This is a genomic window from uncultured Acetobacterium sp. (genome assembly GCF_927416815.1).
Lineage (GTDB): Bacteria > Bacillota > Clostridia > Eubacteriales > Eubacteriaceae > Acetobacterium.
In genome coordinates this window covers 1-8,821 of sequence record NZ_CAKMJU010000135.1, presented here as the reverse complement: position 1 = coordinate 8,821, position 8,821 = coordinate 1, and the positions used below count along the sequence as shown (strand labels likewise).

Annotated in this window: 9 protein-coding genes; all 9 read left to right on the top strand. The window is 42.9% G+C overall.

The window, feature by feature from the left end:
* Positions 1–320 (top strand): EAL domain-containing protein (locus QZ998_RS16275; protein ID WP_296561887.1); only part of this gene is annotated, 320 nt, incomplete at its 5' end.
* A gap of 278 nt (positions 321–598) precedes the next feature.
* Entirely contained in the window at positions 599–1,456 is an 858-nt protein-coding gene (locus tag QZ998_RS16270) for a UbiA family prenyltransferase (protein ID WP_296561886.1), read from the top strand.
* 123 nt (positions 1,457–1,579) lie between these two features.
* A complete protein-coding gene (locus QZ998_RS16265) occupies positions 1,580–2,032 on the top strand; it encodes a DUF3795 domain-containing protein (protein ID WP_296561885.1) in 453 nt (150 codons plus the stop codon).
* Positions 2,033–2,122: 90 nt separating this feature from the next.
* A complete protein-coding gene (locus QZ998_RS16260; protein ID WP_296561884.1) occupies positions 2,123–2,956 on the top strand; it encodes a GyrI-like domain-containing protein in 834 nt (277 codons plus the stop codon).
* A gap of 188 nt (positions 2,957–3,144) precedes the next feature.
* Positions 3,145–3,690 carry a DUF6144 family protein gene (locus tag QZ998_RS16255; RefSeq protein WP_296561883.1) on the top strand — a complete coding sequence of 182 codons (546 nt, stop codon included), beginning with the start codon at positions 3,145–3,147 and terminating at the stop codon, positions 3,688–3,690.
* Between the two features lie 258 nt (positions 3,691–3,948).
* Positions 3,949–4,572: a TetR/AcrR family transcriptional regulator gene (locus QZ998_RS16250; RefSeq protein WP_296561882.1), complete on the top strand. Its 624-nt coding sequence runs from the start codon at positions 3,949–3,951 to the stop codon at positions 4,570–4,572.
* 347 nt (positions 4,573–4,919) lie between these two features.
* Positions 4,920–7,250 carry an ABC transporter permease gene (locus QZ998_RS16245; protein WP_296561881.1) on the top strand — a complete coding sequence of 777 codons (2,331 nt, stop codon included), beginning with the start codon at positions 4,920–4,922 and terminating at the stop codon, positions 7,248–7,250.
* A gap of 11 nt (positions 7,251–7,261) precedes the next feature.
* On the top strand, positions 7,262–8,005 hold the full coding sequence (locus tag QZ998_RS16240) for an ABC transporter ATP-binding protein (RefSeq protein ID WP_296561880.1): 744 nt from the start codon (positions 7,262–7,264) through the stop codon (positions 8,003–8,005).
* Positions 8,006–8,129: 124 nt separating this feature from the next.
* Positions 8,130–8,771 (top strand): TetR/AcrR family transcriptional regulator, encoded by a 642-nt coding sequence (locus tag QZ998_RS16235; RefSeq protein ID WP_296561879.1) that lies wholly within the window; start codon positions 8,130–8,132, stop codon positions 8,769–8,771.
* Positions 8,772–8,821 lie beyond the last annotated feature (50 nt).

Here is an 8,821-nt window from a genome sequence, read left to right as displayed (position 1 = left end):
TAGATGATTTTGGTAGTGGCTATTCCAATGAGATCCGAATTCTTACGCTTTTGCCTGACATCATCAAAATTGATATGGAAATGATCCAGGGCATTCATTGCAGTGAAGACAAACGCAATCTGGTCGCTAACCTGGTTGAGTTTTGTCACAATAAAAGTGTTCTGGTGGTGGCAGAGGGAATTGAAACAGCCGAGGATCTAGCGACAGTGATTGAAATGGGGGTGGATCTTGCCCAAGGATTTTATCTGGGCAAGCCAGAGTTTGAGATTTTAACAATCAGTCTGGAATTACAACAAGAAATTCTGGGTATGCAAAAGTAATTCAATGAGAGTCTATTGGGATAGTGGATCGCTGCAGGAATAAAAGATTTAAAAGGGTAGGAAAATGAAAACGGCTCTTATTTAGCACGCACTGGAAATGAAATCTTAGACAGTTTTGATAAATTTAAGGAACCTAAAGAGCAGATGGATGAGAATTTGGATAAAAAAATAGACAAAATTAGCGTCCTTATTAATGCATAAAAAGAAGGTTCTTAGCCGAAATATCAGAGGTAAGCTAGCTATTTTATAGCTAAAACGGATTATTGAAGGGAGCAGGGATGATAAGTTTAAAGAAGGCAAAAGGTATCCTTGCATTACTCCGGCCGGAATTGCCATTCGCGGCCGGAGTATGTGTTGTTATTGGAGCGATCATTGCAGCAGCTGCTGTTCCTGCGATCACAACCTTATTATTGGGATTCATGTGGGGCTTTTTTTTATCCAGCCCGGCGATGATCCTCAATGATTATTTTGACATCGAAGTTGACCGGATAAACTCACCGGACAGGCCACTGCCATCGGGATTGATTAAACCCTCTGCCGCTATTATTTTAGCCATTATGACAACACTTGTTGGGATAGTGGTGTCGCTGTTAATTGGTAAAATGGCGCTGCTGCTTTATCTCTTCTTTTGGATAGTCGGATTTTTATATAATTGGAAGCTAAAAGAATGGGGACTAATCGGTAACTTACTGGTCTGTTCATCGGTGGCCGTTACCTTTATTTTGGGTGGAATCGCAGTTGGTCAACCATCGAATAAAACGGTTTGGATACTAAGTCTAATGGTCTTCTTTTTTGACCTCGGAGCAGAGATTGCGGCGGATGCCATGGATATTGATGGTGATAAAAAGCGAAATGTTAAGTCGGTGGCGATCCTTCTGGGAAAAAATAATGCCCTGAAAATTTCGGCGCTATTATTTACGGTAATGATCGTGATCAGTCTGGCACCTGTTTTTTTGAGTTTATTAGGGATGACCTACCTGATCATCATTTTGATCACCGATCTGTTGATCGGCTTCTTTCTGATCAGACTGCTCAAAAGCCAAACCCCAACCACCGGGCGGGCTGCCATACGTGGTATGTATCTCAGTGGCTTAATGGGGATGTTGGCAATTATTATCAGTCAACTCTTTATTTAGGAAATTGCTGGCATATTCTTACTCCGATACGAGTAAATGATAACGCTCTGGTTATTTGATTAACTGTCGTGGAGTTTGAAAATTAGCAATTATTCAATAGCTATTAAATAACGGGAGGTAATTATGGAAAGTAACCTAATCGCACCCTGCGGGATGAATTGCAGCTTGTGTGTTGCCTATCAAATGAAAAAAGGTGATTTAAAAAAGCAGGGATTTAATCGAAAATATTGTTCCGGTTGTATTCCCAGAGGAGAAAACTGCACCCATATGGGTGATCAGTGTGAGTTGCTCAAAAATGGGCGGGTTCGTTTTTGTTATGAATGCAGTGATTTTCCCTGCAAGCGCTTAAAGGGACTAGATAAGCGTTATCGGACTAAATATCATATGAGTATGATCAAAAACCTGCAAGCACTCCAGAAAAATGGGATGACAGCTTTTCTGGAAAGTGAAAAAAAACGGTGGGCATGTCCCAAATGTGGCGAGCCCATTTGCTGTCATTACGGCCTTTGTCTGCATTGTGATCTTGAGATTTTGCGAAAAAATAAGCGATACCGCTGGAATGAGCAAGACCTCTAGACTAGCCGGAGTATAAAAAAACACCGGGAACATTGCCAGACAGAGGATATGGATCGAAGTGAGTAAGCCAAAGAATAGGAAAAGGGCATTATGGTTACAAACGAATTGGTCAGCAAAGCGATTGAGTATATTGTTGAAAACCTGAATGAGGAAATCTCAATCGAAGATATGGCGGATTATTGTCATCTTTCCAAGTTTTATTTTTGTAGAGTTTTTAAGGCCGAAACAGGTGAAGGTGTCTATGCCTTTATCAAGCGTCTGAAAATGGAACAAAGCGCCATTGAAATGAAGCTTGGCAAGAATAAATCGATTACTGATATCGGGCTTGACTATGGCTACAGTCCATCAAATTACAGCTCTGCCTTTAAGAAGCACCATCACCTGTCTCCGGCGCAGTTTCGTAAAGCCGTCAATAGCAGCTGTGCTCCCCATCCCTATGTTGCCGATCAGCTGGCAAGATTTCAATCCTATGAAGCTTACAACCAGAAGATAAAGATCTGCGAGCTGGAGGATTTTCGGGTTATTTATGAGCGGTATCTGGGAAATTACCTTGATTTGGGAGAGCAGTGGTTGATCTTTACGGCAAAGCATCAGGCCTATCTCAGAACGGACACCCTTCTAATTGAACGTTTTTATGATGACCCTTCCATTACCAAGGTTGGCCAATGTTTGTATGACCTTTGTATGACCGTTGATGGGAACTTACAGCTTGAGAATATCACCACCATTGAGGGCGGAAAATTCGCCGTTTATCGCTTTGATGGGTTGATCAAAGATATCTATGAAAGCCTTCAGGGCATTTTTAATATCTGGCTGCCAAACAGCGGTTATGAAATGGATGAACGCTATGGACTTGATATTTATCGCAAGATTGACAGAGAAAACAGTCAAGTCATCATGGATTTATGTATTCCCGTTAAATAGCGCAAGAATTCAGAAGTAATGACGCAGACTTTCTTTTATAATGATACTGTCAACAAGGCAGTGATTGGTTTGAAAGAAGTCTGTTTTTAAATTTTTTGATAATCATTTGAAAATCTTAAATAGAAAAGTTGCAGCAATCAATTAAACCGGATCGATACATCAATTAAACAAAAGCGGAGGATGTTAATATGTTTGATATCAGAAAAATTCAGGAACAGGTCATTTACCAGGCGGTCAAAGATAAAAGCAATGAAGATGTCGCCAAAGCAATCGTTTTTGGCCAAGATGATGCGAAAACTGAGGATAACCCGACATGGGTCAAAGCGACAATGAAAAGGCTGGAAAACCAATTTGATCAAGCTACCGTTTTGCAGATCAGAAGAAACTGTCAGTGCGGCTACGGCATGGATGAGAAATTGGCGCTGGTAAAAGAGCTGCTTGCAGCATCAGCGAGTCTGGAAGAATTCGGAACTCTGGATCGGGCCAATGCAGTAGGGCTTTTTAGTGATAAGGGTGAACTTTATCTGCAATTTCCTTTTTGTCCCTGCCCGATGCTGGAAGGGGTTGATCACCTGGAGACGGATACCTGGTGTCAATGTACCACCGGTTATAGCCAGGTGCTTTTTGAAAAAGCGTTTCAGTGTCAAGTTGAGGTAGAGCTACTCAAAAGTATTAAAATGGGTGATAACAAATGCCTGATGAAAATTATTCCCGAAAAAGATATCTGGAAATAAGGATCAAAAATCATCAGAAGACATCACAAAGATCATGACCAGAAATTTAACTTGAGCCGATGCAACAGACAAAATGTTGCACCGGCTCTTGTCATTTTGCGGTGTTGGTGGTGTCACGGATAAGGTCAAGAACCATTTGAACCTGGGGACTCCGTCTTATTAAAAAATTAGTGCTGTGCGTTTAAATAGAACTTGACAGCTGATAAAACTTGCTTTATGATATATCTATCGACCGATGGTCGATAGACGGGAGTGGCGATGAAAACAGTAAAAGAAGGCGAAGTTCGCAAACAGGAAATACTGATGGTTGCCCGGGAGCTCTTTGTCACAAAGGGCTATGATCAGACATCGGTGAATGATATTTTAAAAATAGTGGATATCGCCAAAGGCACCTTTTATTATTATTTTAAATCTAAGGAAGAAGTGCTGGCCGCGATTATTCTGGATATTGTTGAAGAAGGTGCCAAACGTGCTGAGCAAATTCTTAAGGACAAGTCCGTACCACTGATTAGTCGGATCATGATGGCAATTATGGCCCAGTCCCCGGAGTTTGAAGGATCGGAGGCGATCAGAGACGAAATGCACAAGGTCGAAAATGCCAAGCTGGAACAGTTGTACACCAAGACTATGCTCAAGCGGATGACCCCGCTACTAGAAGGTGCCGTTGCCGAAGGGCTGGAAGCCGATTTTTTTCATCTGGATTATCCCCGGGAAACTGTTGAATCGATGTTGCTTCTAGGGCACATGCTCTTTGACTGTAATATTATGGATTGGGAAATCGAGGAATATCCGATTAAAATCAAGGGCTTTCTGACCAATATGGAAAGAATGCTGGGTACTGGAGAAGGGGAATTGAATGACTTTTTGCAAATGTTTGCCTAGATTAGAGGGTGGGTGAACATTTGCAAAATTTTTTAAGCATCTATCGACCAACGGTCGATAGATAAAAGTCATTCAGGTATGAAAAAAGTGGGTGCAACCAATAGAAAAATAGAATGATGTAATGTTAGGATGAAAGCAAAATTCGGGACATCATTGGCATTGTCTGAACAGAGAATAACTTGGAGGATCAAAAAAGTGATACAAAAAAATACAATAACCAAAACAGCAGGTCAAAAATCTTCAATAAAAAAATTTAAGATCTTAGTAGTCGGGTCATTTATCTCTAGCATTGGCAGTGGCTCGGTTAAAAAATGTTCGTAAGTTAGAAAAAAAGAAGGAGATGACGCATGAAACTATTAATAAATCTTGTCCGCAAGGACTTTAAACGAAATCCGGCGATTACAACGGCGCTGGTGGTCTTTCTGATCCTGGCAGCGCTACTGATGGCAGGTGGGCTCAGGGTAGCTGGAACGATGATTTCAGCCTACGATCAGCTAAACCAAAAGGCAATCCCCCCGGAATATCTGCAAATGCATAAGGGAGAATATGACAACGAAGCCGTGGGTCATTTTGCGGCAAACCAGGACGGCATTCAGGATTTTCTGACCGTCGAGATGCTGACGATTAATAACGCTAGCATTATCTATCAAGGCGAAACCCTGGAAAAGGTGCTGATGGATAACAGCTTTGTAGTTCAGAATGTGGGCTTTGATTATCTATTAAACATGGACAACCAGGTAGCCACTGTTAAGCCTGGGGAAGTTGGGGTGCCGGTATATTATGCCGAAATTCTGGGCATTGCTCCAGGGGATGTGATCACCCTGAAAAAAGATGATTATATCAAAGATCTAAAGGTAGCCACGATTATTCGAGATGCCCAGATGAATGTGGCGATGACCTCTTCGAAACGGTTTCTGATCAGCCCGGTAGATCAGCTTGAGCTTAGTCAGAAAATGGGTGAATGGGAGTATAGTTTTCAATTTTTATTAAAAGAAGGTGTTGATACTGGGGTTCTGGAGCAAGCTTACCAGTCGGCCAACTTGCCCGCTAATGGAGTCGCTATCACCGGCAGTCTACTGAATCTCTATAATGTCTTTTCTTATGGTCTGGTGGCGATGATTATCGTGGCGATTAGCCTGCTGTTGATTTTTATGGCGATGCTCTGTCTGTCTTACATTATCCGGGCAATCATGGCCGAAGAACAGAAATCCATCGGCGAGATGAAGGCCATCGGTTTCCCGGGAAAATCCATTGAAATCCTGTTCCAGATGAAGTATTTGACGCTGATGGCAGTGGCTGGGATCATTGGTTATCTGGGCGCAATCCCATTTGGAAATTTCTTCTCGGAAGCGGTAGTGCGCTATTGTGGAACGGGGAGCAGCCCGGGGCTTATTTGGGGTCTACCATTTCTAGGGATGTTTTTTTTAAGCGGGATGGTGGCGTTTGGTTGCCATCGGGTTATCAAAAAGAACTTAAACAGCACGGTGATGGAATTGCTCCGGGGATCTGAGGGAAGGCGTCGGGAAGGCCACTACACGCTGCCGTCATACGGCTTCAAACATCCCAATCTGACCATTGCCATCGGGGAACTGGGTTGTAAATGGCGAGAATATGGGGTGATTTTGGTGGTTTTTGTTATCTCGGCGTTTTTGATATTACTGCCCATGAATATGAAAAATACCATCCAGGATCCGTCATTTATCACCTATATGGGTGTCGGTGAATCAGATATTCGAATCGATGTTCATTTTTCGCAGCAGATTAACCAGCAGCAAGACCAGGTTTTGAAGGTGCTTGAAAATGATCCGGAGATAGAAAAAAAAGCGATCTATAAAAATGGCTATCTCCAAGCTCAAACTAAATCGGGTGAGTGGCAAAGTATCCGGGTGGAAAGCGGCGATCAGTCGGTGTTTCCACTGGTATATTTGGAAGGGTCGGCACCGATTGGAAGCAATGAAATGGCATTGTCTTATATGAACGCATCAGAGCTGGAAAAAAAGATTGGCGATGTTCTTACGGTGGACTATGGTGGTGAAACCATGAATTATACCATCGCAGGAATTTATCAGGATATTACCTATGGCGGAAAAACGGCCAAGGCAGCCATCGATTATAGAAATGAGGATGTCGAGGTTTATATCCTGTATTTGAGTCTAGCTGAGGGAATCAACATTGACACCAAGACAAATGAGCTGCGCGAGGCGCTCCCGAATATCAAGGTCACACCGGTTCCCAGCTTTATCACCCAAACTTTGGGAGGGATTGTGAATAACCTGAGTCAGGTAGAAGCAGCAGCGATGGCGATTGCCTTAATGATAAGCGCGCTGATCACGATCATGTTTTTAAAACTCATAATGGCCAGGGAGCATAGTGCCATTGCGGTAAAAAAAGCGATCGGTTTTACCAATCGCGATATCCGCATCCAACTGGCGATTCGGATTCTGGTGATTTTGTGCCTCGGTATTATTATCGGGACAGTGCTGGCAAATACTTTAGGTGAAGCGATCTTTAGCCTGATGCTGTCATCGATGGGGGCATCGCGGATGACCTTGTTGATCCAACCGCTTAAAGCCTACCTGATTAGCCCGCTGGTGCAGTTGCTGGTGGTTGCCATTGCTGTCATTGGCGGAACCAAAGCAGTCAAGCATTATCATATTAAAGAACAAATTATCGAATAGTGAGGAAAGTTATGATAAAAGTAGAACAGATCAGTAAATCATTTAAAGGGAATTCCCCGGTTGACTCGGCCATTGCAACAAGCGTTTTAAATGGGGTATCCTTTGAGATTGCACGCGGCGATTTTGTGGCAGTGATGGATCCCTCGGGCTCCGGAAAATCGACACTTCTTTACAGTGTGAGTGGAATGGATCGGGTGACTGAAGGGCAGGTATGGTTTGATGGGGTCAGCCTGTCAGAAATGAATGAGCAAAGCCTATCCGGCTTTCGGCTGAATAAAATGGGTTTTGTTTTTCAGAATGCCCAGATGCTAAAAAATCTATCGATTTTCGATAACCTGATTCTCCCGGGACTAGTGGCTAAAAAAGAAAAACCGCAGGTCATTAGAAAGCGGGCTAAAGATTTGATGAAACGGATGGACATTGACGGGCTTTGCGGCCGCGATATCCGCGAAGTTTCCGGGGGACAGTTGCAGCGAGCGTCGATTTGTCGGGCAATGATCAATAACCCGGAGGTGCTTTTTCTGGACGAACCGACCGGCGCCCTGAACTCCGAAGCCACTGACCAGGTTCTCGATATCCTGGAAGATCTCAATGGTGAAGGGATGACCATCATGACGGTTACCCATGATCTCCGGGTGGCACTAAGAGCAAAAAGAGTCATTTATCTCCGCGACGGCGCGATCGCCGGGGAGAAAGAACTCACCGCGGGGGGGAATCGGGAGCAGGCGCTGGATGACTGGCTGAAGGGTGTTTAAATAGTATAGACGGGATATGAAGAATAATTACCTGAATAGAAAATTATGGACACCCTATTGACTTGCCAGTCAATAGGGTGTATTCTTAACCTGTACATTGACTGGTGAGTCAAAGGAGGGTTATATGTCAATTGATTCTTTTGAAAAAATATCCAAAGAAAAACAAGCGGCCATCATTCAAAGCGGAATGGTTGAATTCTCGAGAAAATCCTATATGGATGGCAGTACCGATGAGATAACAAAAAACTGTGGGATCTCGAAAGGGCTCCTGTTTCATTATTTTGGCAATAAGAAAGATTTCTATCTTTACTGTCTGGAGGTTGCATTAAAACGACTGCTCACAGATGTTCCCATGCCGGACCAAAGTGATTTTTATGGAATTATATTTTCCTATGCTGATGAAAAATTTAAATTATGCGAAAAGTATCCCGGCGAAATGCACCTGGTCAATATGGCGGCTCGGGAAATGAGCGCTAAGGTTCTTGACGAAAAGAATGAGCTGATCGTGCGGTATATGATCAAGACCCGTGAAAAATCTCAGCAGATTATGGAAAAAGCCATCACTGCCCTTGAACTCAAAGACATCAACACAGAAAAACTAAAAGACGCCATAACGATATATTTGGCAGCGATTCTAAACAAATATCTGGAACGGTATAAAGAGACCCCGGAATTATTTTTTGAGCATTCCGCAAAGATTAAAGAAGAAATAAAAGAGTACCTTGATTTCATGTTGAATGGGGTTGTCAAGGAAGCAATCTGGTAATATGTCAAGCGGTTATTTTTTAATGACAGAAACAAAAGATTGAGAAAGGG